Raw genomic sequence first — 24,923 nt, 5'->3', positions numbered from 1 at the left:
GCGGCCAGGGCCGCCCCGCGACACACAACACTCTTGCAAGAGTAAAATAAGACTGTCGCATGAATCTGATCTCCCTGCGTAAGACATGAAGCGCCCCGAGAGGAGCCGTCACGCTCGGAGCATGTCGGGGACCACGGGGTGCGGCGCACCATAGCACCGCTCGCGGTCCCCGCACGGCGGACATCGGCGATTCTCGAGGCTCGGCTGGCTCCTGCGCCGCCGCTCGACGGTTACCGGGTGGATGCCGGCAACCCCGGTCGTCCTTCGCTCGAACCGCATCGGATCGCGCCGTTTTCCTGCTGTGCACAACCACGCACCGCGACGCGAGAACTTCCCTCTGCAGGGGCGCAGTGCCTCGGTGTACAATGCTCATCATGAAGAGCTTTTCCTGATGAGCACGCTGTGTCTGCCTGTCGCGTGCAGCCCCGAGAACCCGGACTTCGATCCAGCGAGCTCCGACGCCACGAGCACGGGGACGTCCGGCGGGGGCGGCGGCTTGCCCGCTTGCGATGATGGGCAGACCTTCTGCTCCGGATCCTGCGCGGACACGAGCTCCGGCATCGCCCACGCATCGTGAGCGAGCTGATCGAGTCGGCACCACTCATGGCGTGTCTGTCGGATCGCGAGCGGCTTCTCCGCTCGATGCTGCGCCGTGCGACCGGGCAATGTGCTCTTGTCTTTGTTGAGCTCCTCGTGACGGTGAGCGACTGGTCCACGAGGACGTCGTCGCCGAGCTCGACCCAGTTCGGGTGTGCGTAGAAGTCCTGCACCGCGTGAAGCGAACGGGAAAGGGCCAGGCGACACCTCGCCACGCGCGTCCGCGCAGGGCGCGTGTTGGTCGAGGCTCCTTCCGGGCGAGTTTGCGGTGCAGGACCGTGGTTATCGGCTTGGCCTGCCCAGGCCGCACGGCACCACGCATCACTGCGTCATGAACCGTCCGCGCGACGCGGGCGAGGTCAGCGCTCTCTCCGCCACGCGGACGGAGCCCACTGCACTGCCACGCGACATTCGCTCGCTGGCCTTGCGGACGCTGGGTAGAAGTTGCGGATGCTGGCGGCGGCCTGCGGCCGCCAGGCCTGATCCGCCGGCGCCCTACCAGCCTGCCAGCCGGGGGACGAGCACCCGGATGCTGACGCCGGCGATGAGCAGGCAGCCGGCCAGAAACAGCATGGGGGCGAGCTGGCTGCCGGTCGCGTCGTAGATGCGCGGCACCACGTTCTGGGCCACGAAGCCGCCGAGGTTGCCCACCGAGTTGATGGCGGCGATGCCAGCGGCGGCGTGCGGGCCCGCGAGGAGCTTCTGGGGCACGCTCCAGAACACCGGCTGGCCGGCGAAGATGGCGGCGGCGGCGACGCACAGCAGGGCGAACTTGGGCGCTGCGCCCGGCACGACCACGCTCAGCACCAGGGTGACGGCGCCCAGCAGCATGGGGCCGGAGATGTGCCAGGCGCTGACGCCGTTGCGGGCGGCATGGCGCGGCACCCACCAGAGCGCCAAGGCGACGAAGACCCAGGGGATGACGTTGATGAAGCCGTTCTGGATGTTCGAGGCGCCGAAGCCCTTCACGAGGGTGGGCAGCCAGTAGCTGAGGCCGTAAGCGCCGAGCGGCAAGCCGACATACAGGCCGGCGAGCGCCATCACTCGTATGTCCAGCAAGGCCCGCCAGGGGGAGCCTTCCGCCTGTTGGCGGGGCTCCGCGGCGAGGGTCCTGGCGAGCCAGGCCTTCTGGTCGGGGGTGAGGAAGCGGGCCTGCTCGGGGTGGCTCGGCAGGCGCCAGAGGACGTAGGGCGCGAGCAGGACGGCGGGAGCGCCGGTGGCCACGAACACCCACTGCCAGCCAGCCAGTCCCAGGAGGCCGTTGAGATCGAGCAGCGCGCCGCCGACGACCGAGCCCACCGCGTTGGCCACGGCGCTGGCCATCATGAAGGCGCCGATCATGCGGGCGCGGTGCGCATGCGGGTACCAGAGGGTCAGGACGTAGAGCACGCCCGGGAAGAAGCCGGCCTCCGTCACGCCCAGCAGGAAGCGCAGGACGAAGAACATGGCCGGGCTCTGGGTGAACCCCAGCGCGATGGTGACGAGGCCCCAGGTGCCCATGATCCGGCTGAACCAGACCCCGGCGCCGACGCGGACGAGGATCAGGTTGGCCGGCGCCTCGAACAGGAAGTAGCCGAGGAAGAACAGCGAGGCGCCGAGGCCGTATGCGGCTTCGGTGAGGCCCAGGGCGCCCACCATCTCCAGCTTGGCATAGGAGACGTTCTGCCGGTCGATGTACGCGATCAGGTACATCAGGCAGAAGAGCGGCATCAGGCCACGGGTGATCCGCTTCAGGGTCGCGGCGCCGATGTCCGGGGTCGCGACGCCCATGTCCGGGGCCGCGGGGCCCATGTCCGGGGCCGCGCCCCCTGCGTGCTGCATGCCATCCTCCAATCCTCTCGATAGGCTAAGAAATCCAAACTCGATCCGAAAGTCAAGCTCCTCTCGTAGCGGCCGTCCAATCGTACAGCCACGCTGCATGCGATGGTTGACATGCGCTTGGCTGTGGGTTGCCGTGTCGCCGCTCCGCGGAGCGGCTACTCCTGCGGAACAGCCATCTAAGCGGATAGGAAACGATAGAGCTCTCGCCCGTGTCAAGCCCCGCGGGAACGGCGCCTGGCGAGCCGTCTATCGCGCATCAAACACCCGCTCGCCCCGTCGCAGGGCCCGCGCGCCGTGCATTGGGTGCAGCTCTGGCTCGACGGACCGCGACGTGCGTTCGCCATGACGGGCTCGGGCCGGGTGCCCACCTACGCCGCGTCGAACCCGAACGCCATCGGTTCCCACGTTGGATCGCGCGCGGGTGCTGCCGTTCGGGGCTGCGAGGGCAAGTTCAGATGATCGAGGATGCGGCGCACCACCGCTGAGTCGGTGATCGTGGAAAGCACGCGCATCCTCCGTTCGCATTTCGGGCAGCGGAGCGCATCGATCCTGCGAACGTAAAGCCGAAAACCGGCCGGAGAGCGGGATCGCGTGCTCGATAGCGACGTGGTCGCCTGTCACGACGACACGCTCGATCAGCAGCCGGACGAGGCGTTGCCGCCCTGCAAAGTCCAGCTTGTCCAGTCCTTCCCGCAACGTCACCGCAAAGGCCGTCAGGTCGTCGGCCAGCTGATTGAGCCGAGTTCGGTCCTGGTCCTGGGCCGCGAGCTCCTCGATGCGAACGCGCACCGCGCGCTGCTCGGCATCGAGGCGATCGCGCCGCGCCTTGAGCTCCTCGACGGATATCGCGCCGGCCTGATAGGCGTCGACCAGCCGTTCGACGTGAGTCTGGAGCTTGCGCTCGGCGCTCTCGAGACGGGCACGGTCACGGCGATTCTGGTCCTCTCCTGCGCGGCTCGAACGCCATGCCTCAACCTCTTGCAGCAGCATCTGCGGGGACTGAATCCACGATACCAGCGCGTCCCATACCACCGCATCGAGCTCGTCGCGACGGATGTACTTGGCTTTGCACCGCTTGTCATGGCCGCGCACTTCGGCGAGGCGGCGTCGGCATCCATAATAGAAGTACTCGTAGGGCACGCCGGACCGCGGGGCCTGTCGATGGCCCTCCATGCGCCACCCGCATTCACCGCAGACGACGAGCGACCGGAGAAGGTAGTCGTACTTGAGGTGCCGCGGCGCCTGCCACCGGTGCTTCGCGAGGATCGCGCGGACCTCGGCTTGCTCCTTTTCGTCAACGATCGGAGGGACCGGAATGATGAGCCACTCCTGCTTGGGACGGAAGCGGCTGGAGCTCTTGAGGTGCTTTCGGTAGGAACCCGGCTTTTTCGGTCGTGCCGGTTCGACCGACATCCGACGACCGTAGGTCGCCATGCCAGTATAGGTGGGGTCGGTCAGCACCCCATAGACGCGGCCCTCGGTCCACCGCGCCGCCCTGCGGGGACGTATCCCCTGTGCGTTCAGTCGCCTGGCGACGGCGCGTGAGCTGAGATCCTCCTCGCACACCCACCGGTACATCGCCCGTACATGCTGGGCTTCGACCTCGTCGATGACGACCGTGCGCCGCAGCCCATCGGCAGAGCGTTCGATGGCATAGCCATAGCGTGCGACAGAGCTGTAAGGGAGCATCTGCCCGGCACGCAGTTTGTGAATACGACCGCGACGCGTGCGTTCCATGATCTTCGCGCGCTCATACTCGGCGATGATGCCCTGCATCTGCACGAGCAGGCGGTCCTCGGCACGCTCGGTCGCGGGGCATTCGACGAAGTGTACGTGGACTCCGCGGTTCGTCAGCTCCTCGACCAGCACAACCTGATGCACGTAATTGCGCGCGAGCCGATCGGGAGCGTGTACGAGCACCACGTCGATCAGCCCATCGGCCGCTGCGTCGCGCAACGCGTCCAATCCCGGCCGATCGAGGCGAGCGCCACTGATGCCGTCATCGATGTACCGTCGCTCTGCCGGCACCGTGAGTCCCATGGCGGTCGCTGCGTTCTCGAGCGCTTCGAGCTGCGACGCCACCGTTTGCTCCTGTTCCTGCCGCGCCGTCGAGACGCGCGCATAGAGGGCGGCTCGTTGGCTCATGGTCTCTCCTTTCGTTGCTGTTGCTTGCGTTGGGTTCGTTGCTCCTCTTGGCGCCGTCGTCCCCGCTCCTGCGCAGCCCGATCGGGGGGCTTTCCGCGGCGTCGATCACGAGGCCGACCGCCAGGCTGAGCCGAGATGAACCGTCGGGCTGGGGCCGCGCTCTCCACTCGATCCTCCACGCACGCTGGGTCATGGATCCCCGCCTTCCTTTCGGGGACCCCCTCACGACCCCACCCCGTTGACGGGAGCGACCCATCCGCAGCCTCATTCCCACCCTTCCCGGAATTCCTGCGGATCTTGAAAACACGCCGGTGCAGCACCAGCCTCAGCAGGTTTTCATGCTTTGCGTTCGCAGGATGTCGATGCCGAACGAACGCTTCATGAGCACGGCCCACTCGACGTAGCGCGACGTTGCGAACAACTCCCCTTCGAGCAGCCGCTCCCAGTGCAAGACCGAGATCAGGGTCGGCTCGACTCGCACCGTGGGCTCGGCATGCGCGAGCGACCTCGCTGAGAGCGCCGGCGGAGCGCACGGCGACGCGGGCGCGGCGGGCAGAGGCGCGTGCCCCGCGCACGGCTCAGACTTCGCGGCGCGGGCCGGAGGTTTGGGTGTCACGAGAGAGCGCCACGACGAGCGAGGCGCGAACACGCCATGGTATCTCACAAGCGGGATCTTCGGCGGAGGAATCAAAGCCGCGAGCCGGGCCATGAACTCCATTGGACTCATCCCATGATGCGCGACCAGGCACCGCCCAACACAGAATTGGACCTGACGGCGCTTCGCGCCGCAGGTCAATTCAACGTTGGGCTGGCAGAGTGCGGGCACGCAGGCACGATCCCGAAACAGGCCGCAGCGCATCGAGGGGCCCGACAACAGGGCGGCGAGCGAAGGAAAATCCCGCGGCGCTGCGCCGCCAGGCCAGGCGCCGACCCCGATCGGTGATGCCGCGGGCCCTTCACCGCGGGCGACGCGACGGCGGAGGGCGCCCCGTTGGGCCACACCAGAGCCGCCCTCGGCGGCGAAACAGGCGGAAGCCATGAGAATCGCTACTGTTTCCAGCAACCGCTCGCCATCCACCGGTTTCTCTGGCGGGATTCCTGACGCGCCGCCCTAGCGGTCGCTCAGCGGCTCCTTGTCGCGCGCGTCCGCGGCGAGGTACTGGCGCAGGTGCCGGCGGAGGGAGACCCGCGTGATCCCGAGCGCGCTCGCCGTGTGGGTCACGTTGCCGCCCTGGGCCGCGTAGACCGCGAGGATGTGGCGGCGCACGGCCTCGCCGAGCGACGCGCTGCCGCGCGCGGGCGGCGACGGCCGCAGCGCGCCCGGCGGGCCCGAGCGCGGCGGCGCCAAGGGACGCGTCGCCGCGCCGATCTCCGGCGGCAGGTGCTCCAGATCGAGCGGCGCGCCGTGCGCCCGGAGGAACGCGCGCTCGACGACGCTCCGCAGCTCGCGGACGTTCCCCGGCCAGGGATACGCCTCGAGCTGCGCGAGCGCGCGCGGGGAGAGCCCGGCGCTCGCGAGCCCCGTCGCGCCGCTCTGGCGCTGGAGGAAGTGCTCGACCAGCCTGCGCACGTCGCCGTCGCGCTCGCGCAGCGGGGGGAGCGAGAGCGCGAGCGCGCCGACGCGCCGGTGGAGCGCCTCGTGGAACGACCGCTCGAGGACGCGCGCGGCGAGATCCTGGCTCGTCGCGGCGATGACCCGCACGTCCGCGACCAGCGCCTCCCCGCCGCCGATCCGGCAGAGCGGCTCCCCGTCGAGGACGGCCAGGAGCCGCGGCTGGAGCTCGAGCGGGAGCGCGCCGATCTCGTCGAGGAACAGCGTGCCCCCCCGCGCGAGCTCGAGCAGCCCGGGGCGCGCAGCGGGCCGCCCGTCGGCCCCGGCCGCCACGCCGAAGAGCTCCTCCCGGAGGCGCTCGGCCGGCAGCCGCGCCGCGCTCACCGCGACGAAGGGGCCGCCCGCGCGCGGGCTCGCCGCGTGAAGCAGCCGCGCGCAGAGCTCCTTGCCCGTGCCAGGCTCGCCCGTGATGAGCAGCGGCGCGCGCTCGTGCTCCGCCAGCCGGCGCAGCTGCTCCATCGCGCGCGCCCAGCGCTCCGAGGCGCCGATGAGCCGCACCTCGCTGTCGTCCTCGACCCAGACGACGCGCGTCATCCCGCCGCCGGACGAGCAGAGGTGTTCCGTGCGCCGGGAAGGGGCCGCGCTTTCTTCCACATCGCATCTCCTCGATTCATGGGCAGACGGCGAGCGACGCGCCTGCCGTTTTCTGGATTACCGAGCTGTCCTCAGCGCAGTCGGCGACCGGGGATGGGCCGCCGTGAGCGAAAACGGGAACGACGGTGGGAACGATGGCTGGACGATAGATGGACGATGGCGGATGAACGTCGGCCACGAGGCGGCGACGAACAACGAGGGATGATGGCTGACACATGCCGGGTGATCTCACCCGGTCAGCGACATCCACTCTACCGCGAACCACGGTCTCTTGGAAGGGAGATCCCGACCGGCGGCGGCCGGGCGCCGAGGAACTACGTGCTCAAAATTTGTGCGTACGCGCGGACCTGGGTTAGTCGACCCGTGTACCCGAAAGGAGAGACGACGAGATGAGCTCGAAGCGCAAGACCCCGGCCCGCACGAAGACCACCCGGGCCCAGAGCCTGGTCGCCGCCCCGGTCGCCTCGGCGCAGCCCGAGAGCGCGGTCTCTGCTCCCGCCGCCGTCGAGAGGCCCTCTGCGGCCGTGAAGCTCGCCGCCGAGCGCGCGAGCGCCGATGCCCCGAAGGCCGCGCCTCCGCGCCCGCGGGTGTCGCGCGAGGAGCGCCACGGCCTGATCGCCAAGGTGGCCTATGGATATGCCGAGAGGGCCGGCTTCCGGAACAACCCCGTTGAAGACTGGCTGAACGCCGAGCGCGAGGTCGACGCGCGGCTCGAGCGCCTCGCCAGCTGACGTCTCCGCCGCGGCGGCGCGGGCGGCGCGGGGCCCCGCGCGCGCCCACGCGAGCGCGACAGGCGCGCTCGCGTGGGCGTGGGCGGCGCCGTCGGCCGGCGAGGGAGGGCCGCGCTCCCGTCGGGCCGGCGGCGGCGGTGGGCCTTCGAGGCTCGTAGCCGCGCCGCGGGACGAGTATCCTCGCGCTCCGCGTGGGCGGTGGGCCCACGGTTCGCGGTCCACGCGCGCCCGGCCGTCTGGACCGCGGAGGTCTGCACACCGATACTTGCGCCATGCATTCAGGTCACGTCCTCGCCAACCGCTTCCAGCTGGAACGCCTCGCGGGCTCCGGCGGGATGGGCGCGGTGTGGCGGGCGCTCGACCGGCAGAGCGGCCACGCGGTCGCGCTCAAGGTGATCTTCAACCAGGGCAGGGAGCACGTCGTGCGCTTCCAGCGGGAGGCGCGCCTGCTCGCCGAGCTCGAGCACCCCGTCGTCGCCCGCTACATCGACCACGGCGTCACGGCGGACGGCCTCTACTACCTCGCCATGGAGTGGCTCGAGGGCGAGGACCTCGGCGCGCGGCTGTCGCGCGGGCCGCTCGGGATCGAGCACAGCCTGATGCTCGTCGGCCGCGTCGCCGAGGCGCTCGCCGCCGTCCACGCGCGCGGCATCGTGCACCGCGACCTCAAGCCGACCAACGTGTTCCTGCCCGGCGGCGACATCGGGAGCGCGAAGCTCATCGACTTCGGCATCGCGCGCCAGGCCGACGCGACGTACGAGCTCACCCTCACCGGCTCGGCGATCGGCACGCCCGCTTACATGGCGCCGGAGCGCGTCCGCGGCGACGTCGACGTCGACGCGCGCGCCGACCTCTACTCGATCGGGTGCCTCCTGTTCGAGTGCCTCACCGGGCGGTCGCCGTTCGTCGCCCAGCACCCGCTGTCCGTCCTCGCCAAGGTGCTCTTCGAGGCCGCGCCGCGCCCGAGCACCTTCTGCCCGAACATCCCGCCGCCGCTCGACCTGCTCGTGGCCCGGCTGCTCGCGAAGAACCCCGCGGAGCGCCCCGCGGACGCGGGCGAGGTCGCCGCCGAGCTCAGGATGCTGAGCGTGGTGGAGGGCAACATGTCCACCGGCAACGGACTGCCGACGCCCGCGCTGACGAAGAGCGAGCGGCGGCTCGTCAGCGTCGTCCTCGCGGCCGAGATGAGCGCCGGCAGGCGCGGCCCCCCGTCCGCTCGCCCGCAGGCGATCGCGGGCCCCCAGCGGGCGAGCGACACGATGCTGTCGGGGCACCACGCGACCGTCGTCTCCGGCAGCAAGGAGGCGCTGCCCGAGGGCCTGCTCGCGCCGGCGCCGCCGGTGAAGCCCCGGCCCGCGCCGCCGCCGACGACGCCGTTCCACGAGGTCCGGCAGGCCGCGCAGGCGCACGGCGCGGTCCTCGAGGTGCTCGCCGACGGCTCGGTCGCGGCGGTCGTCGCGGGCGCGGGCTCGCCGACCGACCTCGCCGGCAACGCCGCCCGCTGCGCGCTCTCGATCCACGCGCTCCTGCCCGGGGCCTGGGTGGCGCTGGCGACGGGCTGGGACGTCATCGCCGGGACGCAGGCGGTGGGGCAGGTCATCGACCGCGCGGGCGCGCTGCTCGACGCGCGGGTCCGCCACGCCGCGGAGGATCCGTCCTCGGGCCGGCCGGTGCTCATCGACCAGATGACGGCCGCGCTGCTCGGCGATCGCTTCGAGATCGCGGCGGGCAGCCAGGGCCCGACGCTGCTCGGCGCGCGCGAGCCGCAGGACGGCGGGCGCAAGGTGCTCGGCAAGCCCACGACCTGCGTGGGGCGCGAGCGGGAGCTCCGCGCGCTCGAGGATGTGCTCGACGAGTGCGCCACCGAGGGGGTGGCGCGCGTGGTGCTGGTCACGGCGGGGGCGGGCGTCGGCAAGTCGCGCCTCGCGCACGAGCTGGTCCGGCGGGTCGAGGCGCGCAGCGAGCCGGTCACGGTGTGGCGCGCGCATGGCGATCCGATGCGGGGCGGGGCGCCGCTCGGGCTGCTCGCGCAGACGGTGCGGCGCGCGGCGGGCCTGCTCGACGACGAGCCCGCCGAGGCGCGGCGGGAGAAGCTCGCTGCGCGGGTCGCGCGGCACGTCGGCGAGGCTTCGCGGGAGCGGGTGACGGAGCTGCTCGGCGAGCTCGTCGGGGCGCCGTTCCCGGAGAGCCCGGCGCTGCGCGCGGCGCGGCAGGACCGCGCGGTGATGGAGGAGCAGGCGCGGCGGGCGTGGCTCGATTTCCTGCGGGCCGAGTGCGACGCGCAGCCGGTGCTGATCGTGCTGGACGACCTGCACTTCTGCGATCGCGCCACGGTGGACACCCTCGACGCGGCGCTCCGGTTCCTCCGGCACCAGCCGCTCATGGTGCTGGCGCTGGCGCGCCCCGGGGTGCGCGAGGCGTTCCCGGGCCTGTGGCAGGATCGCGAGGCGACGGAGATGCGGCTCGGGGAGCTGTCGCGCCGCGCGTGCGAGCGGATCGTGCGGGAGGTCCTCGGCGACGCGCCGCCGGAGGCCGAGCTCGCGGCGCTCATCGACCGGTCGGCGGGGAACGCGTTCTTCCTCGAGGAGCTCGTGCGCGCGACGGCGGACAGGCGGGCGGGGGAGGTGCCGGAGACGGTGCTCGCGATGATGCAGTCGCGGATCGCGGCGCTCGAGCCCGAGGCGCGCCGGGTGCTCCGGGCCGGGGCGGTGATGGGCGAGGTGTTCTGGCGGGGGGGTCTGGAGGCGATGCTCGGCGGGGGCGGGCAGGTGCCGCAGCTCGAGTCGTGGCTCCTGACCCTCGAGAAGCGCGAGCTGCTCGAGCCGCGGCCGGAGTCGATGCTCCGCGGCGAGCCGGAGTTCGCGTTCCGTCACGCGCTCGTGCGGGACGCGGCCTACGAGATGCTGACGGACGCGGATCGGGCGCTCGGCCACTGGCTCGCGGCCGAGTGGCTCGAGCGCGTGGGCGGGGACGATCCGGCGGTGCTCGCGCTTGTCGACTGCCACTTCGGCCGCGCGGCGGACGGGGCGCTCTCGCTCGGGAACGCGGACGGCGCGGCGGGGCACCTGGCGCGCGCGGCGGGGGTCCGCGTGCGCCGGGGCGAGTTCGACGCGGCGATCGGCGCGATGACGCGGGCGTTCGAGCTCTCGGACGTCGCGCGCCGCGATCCCGACGAGCTCGGCCGGTGGGTGGAGATCCTCTCGAAGGCCGCCGGCCACGCGCGCCGCGCGCCGTCGCTGCCGGCGGCGTCGGACCGCATCCTTGCGCGCGTCGATGCGGTCGGCTCGCTGGAGCTCCGGGTGAAGCTGCGCATCGAGCTCGCCCGCGCGCTCGGGGCGACCAACCTGTTCCGGCTGTCGCACGACCTGCTCGACGACGTGGTCGAGATGGCGGTAGGTCGCCGCGAGCTCCTGCAGGAGGCGCTGACGGTCGACGTGGACGTCTCGTGCCTTCAGGGGCAGCTCGCGCGCGCGCGGCGGGCGGCGCTCGACCTCGCCGCGCTCGGGCCGACGGACGACCCGCGGGCGCTCCAGTCGGTCGCCCTGGCGCGGGCGACCTCGGGGGATCGGCCCGGGGCGCTGGAGGCGATGTCGCGCTGGGAGGCGGCCGCCCCGGGCGATCGGGTCGCGGAGGCGGTGCGGGCGAAGCTGCTCGTGACGATCGAGCTCTACGCGGGGGATTTCCGGGCCGCGGCGAAGGCGTGCGAGCGCGCCATCGAGCTGGACCGGGCGCTCGGGCTGCGGTTCGACGGGGTTGTGAACCTTCACAACCTGGCCTACGCGTGCGTGCGGCTGGGCGAGCACGAGCGGGCGCGGTCGCTCTTCGCGGAGTCGCTGGAGCGGGCGGACGAGGCGGGGTACGACCGGGTGGCCGCCTCGAACCGGATGTACCTCGCGTACCTCGACGGGGTGGCGGGGGCGGGGGACGCGCGGGAGCGGCTGCAGGCGCTCATCGCGCGGGCGGAGGAGCAGGGCTACTGGCACGACGTGCTGCAGGGGCGCTGGGCGGCGGCGATGCTGCTGAAGAACGCGCGCAATGACGCGCTCGCGCGGCGGGAGTTCGAGGATCTTTTGGAGCTGTCGGTGCGGCTCGGGGATCCGCTGCTGGAGAAGGACGCGCGCGCCTGGCTCGACCGCGTCGAGCGGTGAGGGGAGTCGGGGCGCGCGGGAGGGCACAATGCCAGCCCCCGCCCCCTCGGTCACCAACGTGGTCGTAGTCGTGGTCGTGGTCGTGGTCGTGGTCGTGGTCGTCGACGACACGACCGTGGACGTAAACGTTCTGCCGAACCCTCGGTCGGCGCTTGTCGCCGCCTCCGCCTGACTGGCCACATCGAGCGCCGCTTTCCGTTCCGCTCAACATCGCGGAGGGAGAGATGCCACTTCCCGGAAGACGTTTACGTTCACGAACGAGCCGTCGACGACCACGACCACGACCACGACCACGACCACGACCACGACCACGACCACGACGGTGAGCGATGGTGGGGGAGGGCGTCGTGCCGTGAGCGCGACCGAACGAGCTTGGTGAATACCGATGCCTCATCCGCCTGGCTCGGTCCGATTTTGTTCGGCGCTCTCAAGGATTCGACGCGGATCGCGGTTCGAGAGCGTCCTGGCGATTTGTGACGGCTGCCGGGAGCGCCGCGCAACCTGAGGGAAAGAAGCTTGGCTTCCATCACCCGCAGAGGAACCATGACCCACTCGTACCGACTCGCCTCCTTCTCGATTCTCGGCTTGCTGATCGCTTGCAGCTCGACGGATCCCGATGTCACGTCCGGCCCCGGCTCGGGCTCTGGAGGAACCCCCGACGCGGCCGGGGCGACCAGCGGCGGTGGCACGACCGCCACCGGCGGTTCCGGTACCACCACGGCCGGCACAGGCGGCGCCGGAGCCACCACCGGCGCAACGGGCGGCGTCACCGGGGAAGCGGCCGGCACGGGTGGAGCGGACACGGGTGGAGCGGGCACTGGTGGAGCGGACACGGGTGGAGTGGGCGCCGGTGGTGAGGGCACCGGCGCGTCGACCCCTGTCGGGGACCTCCACATCACGGATCCGGTTCCGGGCTTCGCGAGCGTCGCCGGCGGCACGACCGGCGGCGGCACGGACCTGAGCTCGGCCATCACGGTGGCCTCGATGAGCGAGCTCCAAAACGCGGTGAAGGGCTCGACCCCGGCGATCATCCTCGTGAAGCCCGGGAACTACAGCGGGACGCTCGCGCCAGGCGCCAACAAGACGATCATCGGCATCGGCCCCGGGGTGACCATCGCGGGCAACATCCGGATGAGCGGCGCCGACGTGCACAATATCATCATCCGCAACCTCGCCGTGCGGGGCGCGCGTTGCGCCAGCTACGACGAGTGCAAGGGCGGCGCAGACGCCGTCTACACGGGGAACGGCGCCCACCACGTCTGGCTGGACCATCTGGATATCTCCGACGGCCAGGACGGCAACTGCGACATCACCCAGGGAGCCGATTACGTCACCGTCTCCTGGGCGCGGTTCTACTATACGTACGCCAAGGAGCATAGATTCTCGAACCTGATCGCCGGCAGCGACGACGAGCCCGCGAGCGTGGGCAAGCTGCACATCACGTACATGAACAGCCACTGGGGCGATCGCGTCGATTCACGCCAGCCTCGCGGGCGGTACGGCAACGTGCACATGCTCAACAACTATCACAAGACCGGCGGCGGGCAGATCCACGGCGTGGGCAAGGACATGGCGCTCATCGCCGAGAACTGCGTCTATGATGAGAACAGGTCGATCTGGACGGACATGGGCAGTCCAAGAGGCTGGAAGGGGATCGGCAACCAGGGAACGGGCGACGACTTGAACGCCTCGGGGGGCACCGTCTTCGAGATCCCGTACCACTACACGCCGATGCCGGCGTCCCAGGTCGTCGCGGCGGTCACCTCCAAAGGGTGCGGAGCCGGAAACACCTGCACGCTCGCTTACTGACCTTGCGCGCAGCGCCGCCCAAGTTGCGCAGGTTCCTGCGCAACTTGCGCAGGACCAGCCCGTGCTCGCGCTCCTCGGCATCGCGTCCGCGAAGCACCTGGCCAGGTCATGGGCCCTCGAAGCGAAGCGAGACGTGGCACGGAGTGTGATTACTCAGGGCCACAGAGGATCGCACCATGACCGACACAATGCACCGGCACCTCACCAACAATTCTCGCCGAACCTACGGCGTCGCATCTCTGCTCGCCGCGGCGTTCATGATGGGCTGCAGCGCCGAAGCGACCGAAGCGACCGAAGCGACCGAAGCGGAGGACGCCGCCCCGCTCGAGCGGGCCGCGGCTGCCGACGGGCTGCGCTTCGCGAGCCAGCATGACGCCCTCGGCTGGGTCGCCAGGCGGGCCGAAGAGCTCGACATGGGCACCACGACGGTCGAACGAGACGAGGACGGCCGGATCACCAGGGTGGCCGGCGTGTCGATCGGCTCGCCCGACGAGCTCGCCCTCACGAAGGCGCAATTGATAGGCGAGCTGGGGGGCGAACGCCATACGGTCGAGATCGCGGGGGAGCGCTTTCTCCTGCAAGGCCAGGAGCCCATCGTGATGGCCGCGGCGACGCACTGCAACGGCGGCCTTTGTACGCAGGAAGAGTCGTTCAAGAACGATTACTACGTGTATCGAGAGCTCGGCAGCCGAACCTCGGTGACGTCAGGGGGGTTCGAGACCCAGCGCAAGACGATCCAGGGCACCGGGGAGTACGAGTGCGTCGACCTACCGGGGCCCCTGCCCGTCACGTGCAACGGCTACTGCAACTATTCGGCCGGCTGCCCATCGGGCTTCACGAAAGAGAGCTCCGTCGGGTACCCCACGTGCAGGACGACCTGCGTCGGCCAGGTGCGAAACGTGTCGCTCTCGATTTCCATCGCGGGCTTCGAGTTCTTCGACTCGAGCGGCATCCTCGTCCCCTCCATTCCGGAGCGAAGCGGCTCGACCCACGATTCGAGCCTCGAGGTCAAATACTGGGAGTATGGCATCGGCATCGACTCCGTGATCTCCGACGCCGACGGCCTGTGCGGCTCGCATTCGACGTCGGGTCCGGACGGGTTCGTGGTCGCCAAGAGCCACTGGGGCAGCGTGCCCAGCGGTTGCCTGTAGCGCTCGCCCGGAGCGCGCGGCCCGAGGTCCGCTCGACGAGGCGGCTGGATGGCCTCGGTCCGGAAAAATAGATACCCTGTCCGCATGCGCCAGCTTGCTTCGCCCTTCGCCGCCCTCTCGCTCCTGCTCTCGTTCACCCCGCCGGCGCTCGCCGAGGAGACCGTCACGGAAGGGCAGTGGGCGAAGTCCTATGGCTTCCGCCTCGGCGTGGAGGCGGACGTGCTCACCAGCACCATCGAGGCGAACCTCCCCGACTGGGAAGCCGTGAGCGGCGACGGGACGAGCGGCGCGTGGGAGGGGAAGTCCTTCGTGGCGTCCTTCGCGGCGGTCGCCCAGATCAAGCTCGTCGCGGGGCTCCACCTCGACGCCGAGCTGCCGTTTGCGTACGGGAGCAGCCACGCGAGCGCGCCCGGCCCGGGGCAGGGCGACGCGGCGGAGGGCGACGCGGCGACCGTCGCGCCGGAGCTCGAGGGGTTCTTCTTCGGCAATCCCTCGATAGGACTTCACTACGCCGCGAACATTTCCCCCATGCTGATGCTCGTCGGTGGGCTCTCGGCCTCCATCCCCATCACGCAGGATCCGTCCGACGACACGAAGGCGGCCGCGGCGGCGGCGCTGGCCGTGCGGGGGTACTTCGACACGCAGCGGGCGCTCCTGGAGCACGTCCCGCTGCGGGCCCGGGGCGGCATCGAGCTGCGCCCGATCGAGGCGCTCTATGTGCGGAGCGATCTCGTGGCGATGTTCGCCATCCCCACGGGCGGCGGGGACACGGAGTTCTTCATCGAGCAGAGCAACGAGGCGGAGCTGCGCAGCGTGGGCGGGTTCGGGGTCGGCGCGCGGCTCCAGGCTGCGTTCCCGCTCACACAGACCGACAAGCTGCAGCTAGCGGCCGAGCCCTTCGTCGGGGTGGAGCCACCCACGTCGGGCCTGTACTTCCGGGCCGGGCTGCTCGTGGCGCTGGACGAGCCGCTCGGGTTCGGTCTGGAGCAGGGAAAGCTCGCGACGGTCCGTGTCGCGGCGGGGGCCAGATTCTGAGTTGGCTGCGGCCGCGTGGCGCGAAGGGACAGGGCCTGCGGGACGGACCTGTGCTGGCTCGGGGGGTCTGCTAAATATCCCTGTGAATGAAGCGACGGACAGCCGAGCTCAGCGCCGATGATCTGCAGACGCTGGCGCGCTCCGCCGATGAGGGGCTGCGCGTCAAGGCGGCGCTGCATCCGCGCACGCCGCTCGCGACGCTCCTCTCGCTCGCCACCGACCAGGCCATCGGCGTTCGTCGCGCCCTCGCCCGCCGCATGGACGCTCCACGCGAGGTCCTCGCTCAACTCGCGCGTGACCCGACGCGCGCCGTCCGGTGCGCTGTGGCCACCCATCCAGGCTGCGACGAGCCGCTCCGCCGCCTGCTCTGGACCGACAGCGACGGCAACGTGCGCGCGGTCGCAAAACACGCCGCAGCGATTCCGCGTCCCTTTGGCGAAGATCTCGCGCGAATCGTACGCGACGAGTCGGTGCCCGCTTCGCTGCTCGCCGAGTTTGCCGAGCTCGGAGGACAGGCACGCTGTGCCGTCGCTTCGCATCGCGAATGTCCGCGCGAGTGGCTCGAACGCTTCCGTCACGACGCCGACGCTGCCGTGCGGCTCATCGCCGAGACGCGCATGGGTCTCTCGCTCGACACACGGCGTGCCTTCGCGCAACACCGATTGGCTTCCTATCGCGCCACCGCCGCCGGGTCGCTGCCGTGGGACGACGCGAAGATGCCAGCGCTGCTCGCTGATCGGAATGAACGCGTCTTGCTCGCGCTCCTGCGACGGCCGGACTTCCCCGCCGCGTTTTACACCCAGATCACAGACAGTCCGCCGCCCGCCGTGCGTCTGCTCCTCGCGACCCACGACGCGCTCGATGCCGCGCACTTGCAGCGCTTGCTGCGCGACCCGCTCGCGGATGTTCGTCGACGTTTGGCGCGGCGCCGCGCGCTGAGCGCCGAGCAGTTCGAAGTGCTTGCGAACGACGACGACACCTGGGTGAAGCTCGAGCTCGTGAAGCGCCCCGATTGTCCCGAAGCGTGCCTACGCCAGTGGAGCCGTGCCCCGAGCGAATTGTTGCGTCGCGCCGTGTTCAGGCATCCAGGCGTGACGCCGGACATCCTCGCCACGGCGAGCGCCCTGCCCGACAACCATGAGGAGATCGCAAAGCACCCGCTCACACCGCAGCAGATACTCGTCAAGCTGGCAGACTCCGCCGACCTCTTCGTTCGTGGCGCCGTCGCGCAGAATCCGAGCACGACCGAGCGCATGCTGTCGCAACTCGCGCGTGACCCCGATTCGTATGTGCGCTTGCACGTTGGCAGAAACGAGACATGTCCACTGTCCCTGCTGCTCGACCTCGAACACGACCCAGACTTCGTCGTGCGCCGTCACATCGTATGGCGCGCCGACTGTCCGCTCGATATCCTGGAGCGGCGCGCCACCGACGAGAACGCGAATGTCCGCTACGCCGTCGCGGACCACCGGCGAGCCACCGCCGCCGTGCTATCGGTTCTTGCGCGTGACGCAGCGTTGTTCGTGAGTGGGCGCGCCAAGGAGCGTCTCAGCGGCTCCTGACGACGCGGTTGGAGCGGGGGTGGGACGATTCAGAGGGGGCGCGTGCTGATTCGATCGGGGCGAGCCGGACGGGGGGAGCGCGCCGCGGGGAGGGGGCGGGGGCGCGGCCGGACCCGGATGCCGGTATCCGCCCCGTCCGGCGCAGCGCCGACGGCGGTGCTCCGAAGAGCCGGATGAAGGCGCGGCGCATGCGCTCGATGTCGCCAAAGCCGGTGCGGTCGGCGATGTCTTGCAGCGACAGCGCCCCCGCGTCGAGCAACGAGCGCGCCGATTCCACCCTGAGGCGCTCGACGGCCTTGGCGGGGGTGACGCCGGTCTCCGCCACGTAGGCGCGAGCGAAGGTCCGGGGGCTCATGCTCACGCGGGCGGCCAGGTCCGAGACGTCGAGCTTGCTGCCGAGCCGCTGCCGGATCCAGCCATGCAGCTCGGCGAAGCGACCTCCGGCGGGCCCGAGCTCCAGCAAATCCGAGTGCTGCGTCTGCCCGCCGGGCCGCTGCGCGTACACGACCAGCTGGCGCGCCACGTCGCGGGCGACCGAGGCGCCCAGATCTTCCGCGATCATCGCCAGCGCGAGATCGATGCCGGCGGAGATGCCCGCCGAGGTCCAGATCGCACCGTCCCGCACCCAGATGCGATCGCCCTCGACCGCGACGTCAGGAAACTCTCTCCGCAGCTCGGCGACGCGGCACCAGTGCGTGGTGGCGCGCTTGCCGTCGAGCAAGCCGGCGCGGGCGAGCAGCAGCGCCCCCGAGCAGACGCTGGCGATGCGGGGGACGCGCGCGCCGGCGCGGCGCAGGAACGAGAGCAGCCGCGTGTCTCGCTGCGCCTCTCGCACCCCGTCCCCTCCAGCGACCAGCAGGGTGTCGACCTGCGGCAAGCGGGGCAGCCGCTGCGCCTCGAACGCCACGCCCGAGGACGAACGCACGAGTCCGGGCTCCACCGCGCAGAGCCGGAGCACGTACGAGCCGGGGACGAAGCCCGCCGCGATCTCGAACGCCGCGATCGGGCCCGCCGCGTCGAGCAGCTGAAAGCCCGGAAAGACGACGACGCTGATCGCGTGGGGCATGGGCTTGGCAGGAAAGGAGGACTATTTGTCCTTTCTGCCAAGGTGCCATCGTGTGATGATCTGGTCAACTCCGGCAGAGAGGCGCGCCATGGAAAGGCCGTTCACGATCGTCTTCATCCTGTACCCCCAGCTCACGCAGCTCGACTTCACGGGCCCGTTCGAGGTGTTGCAGCGCCTGCCCGGCGCGCGCCTCGTGGTGGCCTCCCGCGAGGGAGGCTCGCTGTCCGCCGACAGTGGCCTCACCTTCAGCGGGCTCGCCCGCCTGTCCGACATCACCGAAGCGGACGCGATCTGCGTGCCCGGGGGCTATGGCCTGACGGCGGCCCTCGGTGATCGGGAGCTCGTCGCGCATGTCCAGCGGCTCGGTCGCGCCGCGCGCTACGTCACCTCGGTGTGCACGGGCTCGTTGCTGCTCGCCGCCGCGGGCCTGCTCGAGGGCAAGCGCGCCACCTGCCACTGGGCGTTCCGGCCGCTGCTCGCCGAGCTCGGCATCCAGACCGAAGCGGCGCGCGTCGTGCGCGACGGCAACGTGATCACGGGCGGCGGCGTCACCGCCGGCATCGACTTCGCGCTCACCCTGGTGGCGGAGATCGCCGGCGCGGACGTCGCTCGTTCCATCCAGCTCAGCATCGAGTACGATCCGCAGCCTCCCTTCGACGCCGGCTCCCCCGAGACCGCGCCCGCCGAGGTGCTCGCCCGCGTCCGCGATCGCGTCCTGCTCCAGGTTCCCGAGCGCCGCGCCGCCCTGCTGGCCGCGCGCGCCTGGCCGGTGTGACGGCGCTCCCGAGAGCCTCCTCCCTCTCCATCCGGGAGAGGATCGGGGTGCGGGGCTGGTCGTGAGCCCCCGCGATCCCCTTGAGCCTGGCGACGTTCGCCTCCACGCTCATGCCCACACAGCGCGGCCGCTGAGCGCAGCCGCTTTGCTCGGAGATGATCATGCCCCTCAAACGCCCTGCCCTGAACCCCAGCGATCTCGAGCCCCGCACCGGCTCGACGTACCCCGAGTCGCTTCGCGCGCGCGTCACGCCGCGCGAGAAGCGCGCGCTCGGCGACGCGCTCGGCCTGACGGCGATCGGCGTCAACCTCACCACGCTCTTCCCGGGCAAGGAGTCGGCGCTGCGGCACTACCACTCTCACGAGGACGAGCTCGTATTCGTGCTGGAGGGCGAGGTGGTGCTGCGCACGGACGACGGCGAGCAGGTGCTCACGGCGGGTCAGTGCGCGGGTTTTCCGGCCGGCGCGCGCAACGGGCATCACTTCGTCAACCGCAGCGCCGCGCCAGCGCGTTACCTCGAGATCAGCAACCGCGATCCCGAAGACAGGGCCGAGTATCCCGACGAGGATCTCGCCGTCCGCAAGGTGGGCGGCAAGTACGTCTACACGCACAAGGACGGAACACCTTACTGAGCGGATGAGGTGGTGAATGACCACCGCGAGAGATGGGATCGGGTCCACGCCTAGATCTCCGGGTGCGGTCCGCCGTCGAGGACCAACACGTCGAGATCGCGGAGCTGCTCGCGGTCGCCCACGACGTCGATCCGGGCGATCTTCCCCTGCGCCAGCGTGAAGCGGAGCACCCGGAAGAGCCGCCCCTGCGGGGCCAAGACGATGCCCACCGTCCCGTCCACGAGGGCAGGGCGGGCGAACTTGGCGCCGCGCGCGGCCGGGATCGCCTGCTTGGCCCAGGCGCGCGCGCCGCGGACCTCGCCCCCGGCCGGGGGCTCGGCCGTGGCGTCGGCGTGGATCACGACGTCCGGATCGAGGATCGCCACGAGCGCGTCGAAGTCGCCGCCGCGCATGGCCGCGATGAAGGCGTCGACGACCTCGCGCTGGCGGCCGACGTCGGCGTCCGGAGACGGGGGCGCGCCCTGCACGCGGCGGCGGGCGCGGCTCGCGAGCTGCCTCGCCGCGGCCGGGGAGCGGCCCACGATGGAGGCGATCTCCTCGAAGGGCACAGCGAACAGGTCGTGCAGCACGAACGCGAGCCGCTCGGCGGGGGTCAGCGTGTCGAGCACCACGAGCAGCGCGAGGCCGACGGAGTCGGCCAGCACCGCCTCGCGCTCGGGGTCGGTCCCGGCCTCTCGGTCCACGGCGGGGTCGGGCGCGGCCATCGGGTCCTCGCGCCGCGCCTTGCGCGAGCGCAGCATGTCGAGGCACACCCGCGCCACGACCGTCGTCAGCCACCCGCCCAGGTTCTCGACGCCGCTCGTGTCGGCGCGGCTCAGGTGAAGCCAGGACTCCTGCACGGCGTCCTCCGCCTCGCTCAGGGAGCCGAGCATCCGGTACGCCACGGCCTGCAGGTGGGCCCGGTGGGCCTCGAACCGCTCCGCCAGCCAACTATTTTCATCCATCGGTCACACTCCCTCGTCGTGCTTCGTCATGGCTGTGACGGACGAACCCTAGCCGATGTGACGACGCGAACGGACGTTCTGCGTCCTGTCACGGTTGGCGAGCACACCCGAGCCCCTCGGGAGGAGCACGAACATGCTGAAAGCACGGATGAAGAACCCCGCCATGGTCATCCCCGACGTCATGCAGCCGATCTACGCCCTGATCGGCGCGGTGAAGAAGAGCGGCGTGCCGGCGCGGACGCTCGAGCTCGTCCACCTGCGGGCGAGCCAGATCAACGGGTGTGGCTTCTGCGTGGACATGGGCGCGCGCGAGATGAAGAAGGCGGGCGAGACCGACGAGCGCCTGTTCGCCGTGGCGGCCTGGCGCGAGGCGCCCTATTTCACCGACGCGGAGCGCGCCGCGCTGGCGCTCGCCGAGGCCGCGACGCGGCTCAGCGACCGCGCGGACCCGGTGCCCGACGACGTCTGGGAGGAGGCCGCGAGGCATTACGACGAGCCGGCGCTCGCGGCGCTGACCCTGCACATCGCGCTGACCAACCTCTTCAATCGCGTCAACGTCACCACGAGGCAGATCGCCGGCTCGGTGAAGCTCGACGCGCGCGCGGAGAACCGCTGACGAGGAGCGCGCGCCGGCAACCGCGGACGAGGCGAAGGTGTGGAGCCTGCGTCCTAAGAGCGACCAGAAGCGGCGCTCGTGTCCCGGCGCGCGGTGAGCCACACGGCCCCGCCGGCGGCCAAGAGCGCGGCGGCGCCGAGGAGATAGAGCCGGCGCAGGGCGACCTGCGTCTTGTCGGGATCGAAATCGGTGAGCGAGCTCCGCGCGCCGCGCGGCAATACCCAGGCGTCGCTCCCGCCGCCGATCGCGCGCAGCGCGCGGCCGAGCGTCTTCTCGGGCGCCATCCGGCTCTGAACGTACAGGATCCAGCGGCCCAGCGGCGTATGCCCCTTCGGCTTCTGCTCCATGGACGTGATGACGCGGCGGAGCTCGGTGGCCGTCTCGGCCGCGCTCCCCTCGCCCGGCAGGCGGGCCCATTCCCCGTGACCCGGCAACACCCACGCGAACCTCAGCCAGCCGGCCTCGGCCGCCGCGAGCAGATACCGCACCGAGCGGATCTGGCGCTCCCAATCCTCCCAGCATTGCAACCGATGCGCCACGAGTCGACCCAGGAGGCGCGAGTAGCTCAGGTGATCGCCGGTGAACAGGAAGCGGCCTCGGTACAGGAGGCATAACGAGCCCGGCGTGTGCCCGGGCTGCGGCAATATCATGATCTCGGCCTCTTTGGCCGCCTCTCGCGAGAGCGACTCCCCCTCGAGCGAGAGCGGGCCGAGCTCGTTCCCGAGCTTGATCTCCACGTCGCCGGTCGAGGTCATGTACTTGTCCTCACGGAGGTTCACGTCTGCGGCGCCGATGATGCGGCGGCAACCCGGGAAGCGGCTGGCGAACTCGGCGTGGTGGTGCGTATGATCCCGGTGCGTCAGAAAGAGCCACCGCACGCCGCCGTGCTCCGCGAGCCAGCGGAAGACCTCCTCGCTCGGCTTCGGGGGATCGATCAGCACCCCGCCTCCGTCCCGCTCGATGAAATAGGACAGGGCGCCGAAGTTCTTGATGGATGGCTGTCCGATGATCCAGACGTCATCCTCGATGGCCCGCGGGAAACCGCGCCAAGGTGACCCGAGATCGCCCCGACGAGCCCGCGCCGCGCCCGGCTTGAGCTTGATGGCGCCGAACGGGCACGCCGCGGCCGCCGTCCGCGCCGCCATCAGATCTTCCTTGCTCCGCGGCTGCCGCAGCACACCCGTGAAGGCGCCGTCCTCGTAGGAGCCCGGCAGCACCGAGAGGCGGCGGCCTTCCCGGAGGTCGCTGGCCGGCGCCACCTCGCCCAGGAGCTCCGGCGCGTAGTTCCGGCACGTGCCGGCGCCGCAGCACTTGCGCGTGACGAAGAGCTCTCCCCAATCCTCGACATGCGTTTCGTCTTGCATCGCTGTACCTCGTGGATGGCAATCGCCAGTAGAGCGTCTGTCAGCCGAGCTCGGCTCGCGAATCGCGCGCGAACTCCAGGAAGGTGCTCGCCTTTGGCCCGCGAAACGGCACACCTCCACGGTCAGATGAGGATCATGGGGTTCTCCATTCCTTCGCTGCCAGCCGTGGCCATGTCAAGAGCCACGGTACGTTCTCCCGCTGCGCTTGACCAGGCAGCGACCGGCGAATAGCCTGTTCGACCAGGCTGCACAATGTTCGACTTCGACGCGATGGCGACGTTCGTGGAGGTGGCGCAGCTCGGGAGCTTCAGCGCAGCGGCGAAAGCGCTGCGGCTGCCGCGATCGACGGTCGCGTGCTCGCCGACTGGTCGATCAACCGCAAGGATCTGCGCGTCGTCTACCCCAGCAAGCGCCACCTCTCGCCGCGCGTCCGCCTGTTCGTCGACATGCTCGTCGCCGAGTTCCGCAGGCGCGCGGCGGCGACCGCCGAGCCTCCCGCGGGCGACGAGCGAAGCGCACGCGCAAGGCGAACGACGAGAAAAAGAGGAGCGCGGCGAGAGTAGCCGCGGCGGCGTGGCACGAGGCGCCCTGCTTCACCGACGCGGAGCGCGCGGCGCTGGCGCTCGCCGAGGCCGCGACGAGGCTCAGCGACCGCGCGGATCCGGTGCCCGACGGCGTCTGGGAGGCGTCGTGGACCCGGAGGGGGTCGTCGTGGTCAGTCGGATTCGACGGTGTAACCGCGCAGCACGGCCGGAGTGGGGCCGCAGTTCTCCCCGTCAGAGCCACCCATGCGGATGAACAAGTAACCAGCACCCAAGGGGTAACCCGAGTGCCACGCGCCGAGGCTGCTGCTCGAGAGCTCGATGGCGTTCGCGCCGGCGGACGATCGGGTCCATGAGGTGGTCTCCAGGCTGCACGTCGATCCGTAGGTGCTGCTGTTGTGGCTGGCGTAGATAACACAAGCCTTCGCGGTCGGCGGGGCGCATGCATACTCTGACGGCAGATGGGCGATCGTCAGATTGACGAGCACCCTGTTGACGTCGGCGAGTCCGCCAGGAAACCAGTTCAGAACGGGGCAGGTGTACGTCTGGTCGTAGTATGGGTCTGGCGGCCAGACATACCCCTCGCACTCGAATCCTGAGTACCGATCGACCTGGAGGGCTGCGGCGTTGTTCGAGATGGCGGCGAAGGCGACGAGCGCGACGCTGCTTGCGGTAAACGTCTTCATGCGCATCGGTGTTGACCTTTCTGTTCTTGAGCTTCGACGATCCGGGTTGGTAGCTACAGGCAGTCGGAGAAGACGACGGACATGGGGGAACCCTTGTCCTCGCCAGGGTCGAGCTTGCCCATGACCTGGATATTGCAGTTGATCGAGTACCGCGCTTCGGCGATGCGCTGGTTGTTTCGAATGGCGTCCGCCGCGCTGTCCCAGTGGACGTTCGCGACGCACGTCTTCGATTTGCAAGCGAGCGACTCGACCTTGAAACCCTCTCTCTCTGACAGCGTGCTCAGCTCCGAGCGCAGCGCGCCCGCTGCGTGCGGCGCCCAGCCACGATCCTCGGGCGCCGCCTCGAACGCGCGGAGCTTGGCCTCGAATCGCGCCTCCGCGAGCGCGCTCGCCTCCTCGTCGTCCAGCGCCGGAGCCGTTCGCGCCGGCGACGTCGGCGAGGTGCGCTCGGGGGACGCCGGCGGCGATGGGGGCGCGGCGGCCGTCTCGTAGGGGTTGCCGCCCTGCGGCGGTGACGTGTGAGATCGGGATCCCGGCGCGTCGCGCCTCGATACCTGCGCCGCAGGCGTCCTCTCGGCGGACGCGTATCCGGCTCTGCCGAGGCCGAGCACGAAGGCGGCGCCGAGGATCGCAGCAGCGAGGGCCAACAGGCTGGCTTTCAACGTAGACATGGACGTGTACTCCTGGCGTCGTTCGGGGGTTCGTTGCGGGCGAGGGGAGTCCCCCCTGGGTGCTGGTCCCAGACGGCGCGTGGCGGAACGCCACCGCGTGCTCCCGGCGGGCGCCGACCTGCGGGATGAATGGACTGGAGCGCCGCGGCCGGCTGCGAGGACCTGGGTGCAATGACCGAGCCGAGTGGCCATGTCCGGAAGAGCCGGGTGAATTCTGGGCTGGGGGCCATCTCCAGCCCTCGATAGCGTGACATGTCACGTGACAGGTCACGTGACATGTCACGCTCCGCGCCTGACAAGCTGGCTGGAGCGGGGGGCCAGATCGAGCAGCAACCTGCTCGCTCGCCGGGAAGCGCGGGGACGAGCACGGCCTCGTCGTGCAGCAGAGGCTGCCCGAAAAATTCCCCGGAGGGAGGATCGCC

General features: G+C 70.6%; 21 protein-coding genes and 1 pseudogene. 12 read left to right on the top strand and 10 right to left on the bottom strand.

What is annotated here, in order from left to right:
- Positions 1-391: 391 nt before the first annotated feature.
- Entirely contained in the window at positions 392-577 is a 186-nt protein-coding gene (locus WMF14_RS36885; protein ID WP_437331270.1) for a hypothetical protein, read from the top strand.
- 515 nt (positions 578-1,092) lie between these two features.
- Here the strand turns inward: WMF14_RS36885 and WMF14_RS36880 are convergent.
- From WMF14_RS36880 to WMF14_RS36865, 4 genes are all read right to left on the bottom strand, one after another.
- Positions 1,093-2,367 (bottom strand): MFS transporter, encoded by a 1,275-nt coding sequence (locus WMF14_RS36880; protein ID WP_437331109.1) that lies wholly within the window; start codon positions 2,365-2,367, stop codon positions 1,093-1,095.
- A 297-nt stretch (positions 2,368-2,664) separates the two neighbouring features.
- Entirely contained in the window at positions 2,665-4,563 is a 1,899-nt protein-coding gene (locus tag WMF14_RS36875; protein WP_437793934.1) for a recombinase family protein, read from the bottom strand.
- Between the two features lie 325 nt (positions 4,564-4,888).
- Positions 4,889-5,290 carry a transposase gene (locus WMF14_RS36870; RefSeq protein WP_437804375.1) on the bottom strand — a complete coding sequence of 134 codons (402 nt, stop codon included), beginning with the start codon at positions 5,288-5,290 and terminating at the stop codon, positions 4,889-4,891.
- Positions 5,291-5,674: 384 nt separating this feature from the next.
- Positions 5,675-6,769, bottom strand: coding sequence for a sigma 54-interacting transcriptional regulator (locus WMF14_RS36865; RefSeq protein WP_437793931.1), 1,095 nt, complete (start codon positions 6,767-6,769; stop codon positions 5,675-5,677).
- A gap of 389 nt (positions 6,770-7,158) precedes the next feature.
- Here WMF14_RS36865 and WMF14_RS36860 point away from each other — a divergent pair, with 389 nt between their 5' ends.
- The 7 genes from WMF14_RS36860 to WMF14_RS36830 all read left to right on the top strand — a co-directional run bounded on the left by WMF14_RS36860 (position 7,159) and on the right by WMF14_RS36830 (position 17,205).
- Positions 7,159-7,500 carry a DUF2934 domain-containing protein gene (locus tag WMF14_RS36860; protein WP_437793928.1) on the top strand — a complete coding sequence of 114 codons (342 nt, stop codon included), beginning with the start codon at positions 7,159-7,161 and terminating at the stop codon, positions 7,498-7,500.
- Positions 7,501-7,772: 272 nt separating this feature from the next.
- A complete protein-coding gene (locus WMF14_RS36855) occupies positions 7,773-11,648 on the top strand; it encodes a protein kinase domain-containing protein (protein ID WP_437793927.1) in 3,876 nt (1,291 codons plus the stop codon).
- A 28-nt stretch (positions 11,649-11,676) separates the two neighbouring features.
- Complete coding sequence (locus tag WMF14_RS36850) at positions 11,677-11,820, top strand: hypothetical protein (RefSeq protein ID WP_437793925.1); 144 nt, start codon at positions 11,677-11,679, stop codon at positions 11,818-11,820.
- A gap of 371 nt (positions 11,821-12,191) precedes the next feature.
- A complete protein-coding gene (locus WMF14_RS36845; protein WP_437793922.1) occupies positions 12,192-13,457 on the top strand; it encodes a pectate lyase family protein in 1,266 nt (421 codons plus the stop codon).
- 176 nt (positions 13,458-13,633) lie between these two features.
- Positions 13,634-14,608, top strand: a complete 975-nt coding sequence (locus WMF14_RS36840; protein WP_437793920.1) for a hypothetical protein — start codon at positions 13,634-13,636, stop codon at positions 14,606-14,608.
- A gap of 84 nt (positions 14,609-14,692) precedes the next feature.
- A complete protein-coding gene (locus WMF14_RS36835) occupies positions 14,693-15,643 on the top strand; it encodes a hypothetical protein (protein ID WP_272095824.1) in 951 nt (316 codons plus the stop codon).
- A gap of 86 nt (positions 15,644-15,729) precedes the next feature.
- A complete protein-coding gene (locus WMF14_RS36830; RefSeq protein WP_437793917.1) occupies positions 15,730-17,205 on the top strand; it encodes a hypothetical protein in 1,476 nt (491 codons plus the stop codon).
- Here WMF14_RS36830 and WMF14_RS36825 read toward each other — a convergent pair.
- Positions 17,192-18,271, bottom strand: coding sequence for a GlxA family transcriptional regulator (locus tag WMF14_RS36825; protein ID WP_437793914.1), 1,080 nt, complete (start codon positions 18,269-18,271; stop codon positions 17,192-17,194). The genes WMF14_RS36830 and WMF14_RS36825 overlap by 14 nt on opposite strands.
- Before the next feature lie 88 nt (positions 18,272-18,359).
- Between WMF14_RS36825 and WMF14_RS36820 the strand changes: the two genes are divergently transcribed.
- Together WMF14_RS36820 and WMF14_RS36815 are read left to right on the top strand one after the other, a co-directional pair.
- Positions 18,360-19,046 (top strand): DJ-1/PfpI family protein, encoded by a 687-nt coding sequence (locus WMF14_RS36820; RefSeq protein ID WP_437793911.1) that lies wholly within the window; start codon positions 18,360-18,362, stop codon positions 19,044-19,046.
- 161 nt (positions 19,047-19,207) lie between these two features.
- Positions 19,208-19,678, top strand: coding sequence for a cupin domain-containing protein (locus tag WMF14_RS36815; RefSeq protein ID WP_437793908.1), 471 nt, complete (start codon positions 19,208-19,210; stop codon positions 19,676-19,678).
- A 50-nt stretch (positions 19,679-19,728) separates the two neighbouring features.
- Here the strand turns inward: WMF14_RS36815 and WMF14_RS36810 are convergent, their stop codons facing one another.
- Positions 19,729-20,622, bottom strand: coding sequence for a sigma-70 family RNA polymerase sigma factor (locus tag WMF14_RS36810; RefSeq protein ID WP_437793905.1), 894 nt, complete (start codon positions 20,620-20,622; stop codon positions 19,729-19,731).
- Between the two features lie 136 nt (positions 20,623-20,758).
- On the opposite strand from WMF14_RS36810, the gene WMF14_RS36805 reads away from it, so the two are divergent.
- The gene (locus tag WMF14_RS36805) at positions 20,759-21,238 is read left to right on the top strand and encodes a carboxymuconolactone decarboxylase family protein (protein WP_437804372.1); all 480 of its coding nucleotides are present in this window, start codon (positions 20,759-20,761) and stop codon (positions 21,236-21,238) included.
- 53 nt (positions 21,239-21,291) lie between these two features.
- Here the strand turns inward: WMF14_RS36805 and WMF14_RS36800 are convergent, their stop codons facing one another.
- Entirely contained in the window at positions 21,292-22,602 is a 1,311-nt protein-coding gene (locus WMF14_RS36800; RefSeq protein WP_437793902.1) for an MBL fold metallo-hydrolase, read from the bottom strand.
- Positions 22,603-22,724: 122 nt separating this feature from the next.
- Positions 22,725-23,018 (bottom strand): hypothetical protein, encoded by a 294-nt coding sequence (locus WMF14_RS36795; protein ID WP_437804456.1) that lies wholly within the window; start codon positions 23,016-23,018, stop codon positions 22,725-22,727.
- A 146-nt stretch (positions 23,019-23,164) separates the two neighbouring features.
- On the opposite strand from WMF14_RS36795, the pseudogene WMF14_RS36790 reads away from it, so the two are divergent.
- A pseudogene (locus WMF14_RS36790) lies at positions 23,165-23,284 on the top strand (carboxymuconolactone decarboxylase family protein); the annotation flags it as partial.
- A gap of 33 nt (positions 23,285-23,317) precedes the next feature.
- Here the strand turns inward: WMF14_RS36790 and WMF14_RS36785 are convergent.
- The gene (locus WMF14_RS36785; protein ID WP_437804455.1) at positions 23,318-23,836 is read right to left on the bottom strand and encodes a hypothetical protein; all 519 of its coding nucleotides are present in this window, start codon (positions 23,834-23,836) and stop codon (positions 23,318-23,320) included.
- 47 nt (positions 23,837-23,883) lie between these two features.
- Positions 23,884-24,501: a hypothetical protein gene (locus WMF14_RS36780; RefSeq protein ID WP_437793900.1), complete on the bottom strand. Its 618-nt coding sequence runs from the start codon at positions 24,499-24,501 to the stop codon at positions 23,884-23,886.
- Between the last annotated feature and the right edge of the window lie 422 nt (positions 24,502-24,923).

This window comes from Sorangium sp. So ce693 (assembly GCF_051521375.1).
GTDB classification, from domain to species: Bacteria; Myxococcota_A; Polyangia; order Polyangiales; family Polyangiaceae; genus Sorangium; species Sorangium atrum.
This window is presented reverse-complemented; position numbering and strand designations above follow the sequence as displayed.

Excerpts from the sequence above, each read along its gene's own strand:
- WMF14_RS36885 (WP_437331270.1), top strand. The coding sequence starts at position 392 with ATGAGCACGCTGTGTCTGCCTGTCGCGTGCAGCCCCGAGAACCCGGAC.
- WMF14_RS36880 (WP_437331109.1), bottom strand. The coding sequence starts at position 2,367 with ATGGGCGTCGCGACCCCGGACATCGGCGCCGCGACCCTGAAGCGGATC.
- WMF14_RS36875 (WP_437793934.1), bottom strand. The coding sequence starts at position 4,563 with ATGAGCCAACGAGCCGCCCTCTATGCGCGCGTCTCGACGGCGCGGCAG.
- WMF14_RS36870 (WP_437804375.1), bottom strand. The coding sequence starts at position 5,290 with ATGAGTCCAATGGAGTTCATGGCCCGGCTCGCGGCTTTGATTCCTCCG.
- WMF14_RS36860 (WP_437793928.1), top strand. The coding sequence starts at position 7,159 with ATGAGCTCGAAGCGCAAGACCCCGGCCCGCACGAAGACCACCCGGGCC.
- WMF14_RS36855 (WP_437793927.1), top strand. The coding sequence starts at position 7,773 with ATGCATTCAGGTCACGTCCTCGCCAACCGCTTCCAGCTGGAACGCCTC.
- WMF14_RS36850 (WP_437793925.1), top strand. The coding sequence starts at position 11,677 with ATGCCAGCCCCCGCCCCCTCGGTCACCAACGTGGTCGTAGTCGTGGTC.
- WMF14_RS36845 (WP_437793922.1), top strand. The coding sequence starts at position 12,192 with ATGACCCACTCGTACCGACTCGCCTCCTTCTCGATTCTCGGCTTGCTG.
- WMF14_RS36840 (WP_437793920.1), top strand. The coding sequence starts at position 13,634 with ATGACCGACACAATGCACCGGCACCTCACCAACAATTCTCGCCGAACC.
- WMF14_RS36835 (WP_272095824.1), top strand. The coding sequence starts at position 14,693 with ATGCGCCAGCTTGCTTCGCCCTTCGCCGCCCTCTCGCTCCTGCTCTCG.
- WMF14_RS36830 (WP_437793917.1), top strand. The coding sequence starts at position 15,730 with ATGAAGCGACGGACAGCCGAGCTCAGCGCCGATGATCTGCAGACGCTG.
- WMF14_RS36825 (WP_437793914.1), bottom strand. The coding sequence starts at position 18,271 with ATGCCCCACGCGATCAGCGTCGTCGTCTTTCCGGGCTTTCAGCTGCTC.
- WMF14_RS36820 (WP_437793911.1), top strand. The coding sequence starts at position 18,360 with ATGGAAAGGCCGTTCACGATCGTCTTCATCCTGTACCCCCAGCTCACG.
- WMF14_RS36815 (WP_437793908.1), top strand. The coding sequence starts at position 19,208 with ATGCCCCTCAAACGCCCTGCCCTGAACCCCAGCGATCTCGAGCCCCGC.
- WMF14_RS36810 (WP_437793905.1), bottom strand. The coding sequence starts at position 20,622 with ATGGATGAAAATAGTTGGCTGGCGGAGCGGTTCGAGGCCCACCGGGCC.
- WMF14_RS36800 (WP_437793902.1), bottom strand. The coding sequence starts at position 22,602 with ATGCAAGACGAAACGCATGTCGAGGATTGGGGAGAGCTCTTCGTCACG.
- WMF14_RS36785 (WP_437804455.1), bottom strand. The coding sequence starts at position 23,836 with ATGCGCATGAAGACGTTTACCGCAAGCAGCGTCGCGCTCGTCGCCTTC.
- WMF14_RS36780 (WP_437793900.1), bottom strand. The coding sequence starts at position 24,501 with ATGTCTACGTTGAAAGCCAGCCTGTTGGCCCTCGCTGCTGCGATCCTC.